This window comes from Microcystis sp. M49636_WE2 (assembly GCF_030065375.1).
Classification (GTDB): Bacteria; Cyanobacteriota; Cyanobacteriia; order Cyanobacteriales; family Microcystaceae; genus Microcystis; species Microcystis aeruginosa_C.
This window is the reverse complement of the sequence record NZ_JASJFG010000870.1, coordinates 1-2,727: the sequence shown is the minus strand read 5'-3', so window position 1 is coordinate 2,727 and position 2,727 is coordinate 1. Positions and strand designations below refer to the sequence as shown.

3 protein-coding genes and 1 pseudogene are annotated in these 2,727 nt (G+C 36.3%); all 4 read right to left on the bottom strand.

Annotated elements, in window-relative coordinates:
• Positions 1-188: pseudogene (locus PX484_RS19985) on the bottom strand (Uma2 family endonuclease); the annotation flags it as partial.
• Between the two features lie 130 nt (positions 189-318).
• Positions 319-1,014 carry a ParB N-terminal domain-containing protein gene (locus PX484_RS19980; protein ID WP_287767995.1) on the bottom strand — a complete coding sequence of 232 codons (696 nt, stop codon included), beginning with the start codon at positions 1,012-1,014 and terminating at the stop codon, positions 319-321.
• Entirely contained in the window at positions 1,015-2,364 is a 1,350-nt protein-coding gene (locus PX484_RS19975; protein ID WP_287670260.1) for an AAA family ATPase, read from the bottom strand.
• A gap of 178 nt (positions 2,365-2,542) precedes the next feature.
• On the bottom strand, positions 2,543-2,727 hold a 185-nt coding region (locus PX484_RS19970), incomplete at its 5' end, for a hypothetical protein (RefSeq protein WP_287670255.1).

Genomic DNA, 2,727 nt, shown 5'->3' with positions numbered 1-2,727 from the left:
GCGTGGGGTTCACCATGTTGGGTAATTCTCAAGGGAGATGCCATATAAACAATTCCTTCAATTAATTCCGCTTTTTTGAGATGGGGCATCCCTTGATAACGTCGTTCAAATTCCCATCGAGTTAATTTATCGCCGTTTTCTAGGGGAGGAATTGTTAAAGAATCAGCTATTACTGGGGTAGTTGTCATAAGTTTTCTCTTTTCACCCGTCTTCTAGTTAATCTTTGCCCGCTATCGGATCGGAATTTTTTCCTGATCTTCCATTATTATAACACCCATCGGTAGGGTGTGTTAAAGTAGCTCAACACACCCACAAAAATCAATTAGAAGTCAGCAAATAATCGATAAGTTTAATTAATCTTTTCTCTTTAACTCCTGACACTGGGCGATTTAGGACATCTTCCAAAGAATCAAAGGGCTTTTCTGAACGTTTTTTCAGAAAGTCATTAACAGATGCAGGTGGAATTCCCACTTTTTTAAGTTGATTAGCATCACAGCTATTCAAAAGCTCTAAAATCGACTTAGAAGGAGGAGAAGGAGGAGAAGGAGGAGAAATAATAATTTTTTCTTCCAGTCTTTTGATTTCTTTTTGGTACTCCTCTCGGATTGCTTGTAACTGGGTTTCTAATCGTTTTTCAAGATTACTCATCCTCAATTCTAGAGGATTATCTATTTTTTCGGGCTTGGTAATTAACCCAGGAGAAGGAGATAATAACTGTATTTGCTGTAAAGCGATACTCTCCGCTTCTTTATCAACTACAAAAGCGTTAATCATCTCGATGTCAGGAACTTTCTGATTGGCGATAACAGAAGCATAATATTCTAAATCTCCACTAATAATATTATAACGTTCATCAACTTTTTTATTATCAGCTTTTTTGAGAATAGCAGGGCGAATAATTCCACCCATTTCAATAATAAGATTGGCTAAATTCTCTAATTCAGTTTCAGAGAAGGTTTCTCTGGGAAGGGAAGGATTAATATCAGTAATATCGACTCGTAAAAATTTCCACATTTATTTAACTCCTATTTTAGCTAAAACTTCAATTGCTAAGGCTTCAAATTCTGCTGCTGATACTCCCGCATCAGCTTGATGTTCGGCATAATCGATTATAGATTGGGGGGCAGGAATTTCTAAATCTCCCACGGTAACGTATTGATTTATACAGCGAGATAAAGGCATTCTTTCCGAGATAGTCGATTCCATCAAAGGTAAATTATATTTGTCTGGAATCACTTGTTTTTGTTTGGGAAAATTATATTTTAAGTATTGAGCATGGGTGGAAATTTTGGAAGGTAAAACGCCTAAAATTTGTAGGGTTGGTTTACCCAAATCTCCACGACTTTCATTGATTTCCTCTTGAACAAAGTTTTTAACGCTATCTAATCCTTGATTAGAAAATGGTTTAAGATCAGAAGGAATTATTAGATAGTCAGCTGCAATTAAAGCAATGCGTGCATATAAATCAAGTGCGGGAGGTGCATCAATAATTACAATATCGTATTGATCCTTTACTTTCTCTAATTTTCTGGCCAATCTAGCAAATACCGCCGCATTATCTTTAATTTTAGCTTGGTTAGCAATTAAAGATATGTGAGAGGGAATAACATCAATTTCTGGATGATTGAATCCTTGAGACTTTCTGACAATATTCTCAATAAAAATACGGTTACTGTTATCTAGCAAATGAAAGACATTTTTATCTTTTAAATCATCGTCATCATCGAATTGAAACTTAATTAAACCAACGGCAAAGGTACTATTAGCTTGAGCATCAATATCAATTAATAAAACTCGCTTACCTTTTTTACTCAAAGCTGCCGCTAGATTGGTAGCGACGGTGGTTTTACCAACACCACCTTTATGATGATAAATTGCGATGGTTTTCATGGGATTTTTGTTGTTGATTGTTGGAGAATTAAGCGGTGGAATGCCTAGGGATAAGGTTTCGTAGCCAATCAGAGATTTTAACTGTTCTAAGTGAGAGGCAATTTCTAACCCAGAACATCTAAAAACTAAATAAATTTTATCGGGTTTTCTTCGATAAAGTTGAATCTCATCACCGTTGGTTAATAATCCCCACTGCACTTTAAAGTAGTTGAGATAATAACCTAAGCGGTGACGATGATTGATGAGCTTTTCTCTGGGGTTTTTAGCCTCGATAATTAGACAGTGAGAGGATAAAAACTGCCTTTTATTGATAGGTTTTTGAGCGGAAACAAGGAAGTCTAAGCGGACTTTACCGAAGCTAACTTGTTGATACCAATGTTCGGCATTGTAGCCTAGTTTTGGGAGTAAATACTGGACAATTAGTTTACTCTCCACTTCCCTTTCGTTATGACAATGATGAGGATTGAAAGTCACACATTTGAGGAAATAAGTAGTTGGACAAAAGTAAAGTTAACTGTGGGGTAAGGAGTCAGGAGTCAGGAGTCAGGAGATAGGAGTCAGGAGTAAGTAAGAATTACGGCAATTTACATTTCTTAAGATAGACAACAGAATTTATGTCCGACTACTTACTTAAAAATAACTTATTGTTAGTTTAAATGATGACAGCCCTTCCCGTCAAGGTAAAGCACAGAATCCGGCTCTTCGTTACTTGGTATGGTTCGATAGGGGGGCATAAATCGACTAAATCCTTATCTGGCAAGAGATTTAATTGATTAGTTCGCTCTAGATCAAAAACAATTGACAAAAATCGCCAAATATCTTTCTCTATAAGGGTTT

Coding starts and splice junctions, on each gene's coding strand:
- PX484_RS19980 (WP_287767995.1), bottom strand. CDS start 1,014: ATGTGGAAATTTTTACGAGTCGATATTACTGATATTAATCCTTCCCTT.